Here is a 579-nt window from a genome sequence, read left to right as displayed (position 1 = left end):
CCCTTTCTCAAAGCCCGTTTCAAATTATCCCGAACTCACGTTAATCAAAATCAATTAATTAATTTTGATTGATTCTGAGACATCTTGCTTGTCTCTATATTTGATATGTCATTCATTTTATAGATTTCCCCACGAGATTCTATACGAATAGCCAATGAATTTTAATCGCATTTTTCCGCGATTAAAATGCAATTAAATGCAATTAAATGCAATTAATACAAGCAGATAATCGGTTTTGGTGACTATTTTAATCTATTATTTATGGTTGATTTGATGGGGGAGCATCTCAATTAGGCACTGAGTAAATATACTTAGGCAAGATTGAGGTTGAGATAAGCGCAACGATGTTTAAGAACTTGGGGAAGATTATCGCGCTTCCACTGAGCACCAGATATTTTGATTCTACGCCCAATTTGCTTGATAGTAGATTCAACAGCACCAGAGCCAATGGTAATTCCTTGTGTTTGAAAAGCTTGGTAGTCAGGGATACGGAGGCGGTGTCTTTCGAGATAGGCTTATAAAAGTTCGTAACTTGAGGATTGTCCCAATCGGACAAAGGCAGCAATGGCTGAGTCGATA

At 37.3% G+C, this 579-nt stretch carries 1 pseudogene; it reads right to left on the bottom strand.

The features are described 5' to 3' along the window. Window positions 1–311: 311 nt before the first annotated feature. A pseudogene (locus tag PSE7429_RS23000) lies at window positions 312–579 on the bottom strand (ISKra4 family transposase); the annotation flags it as partial.

Source organism: Pseudanabaena biceps PCC 7429, assembly GCF_000332215.1.
GTDB classification, from domain to species: domain Bacteria; phylum Cyanobacteriota; class Cyanobacteriia; order Pseudanabaenales; family Pseudanabaenaceae; genus Pseudanabaena; species Pseudanabaena biceps.
The sequence above is the reverse complement of the archived record's forward strand: the minus strand, read 5'-3'. Positions and strand labels throughout refer to the sequence as shown.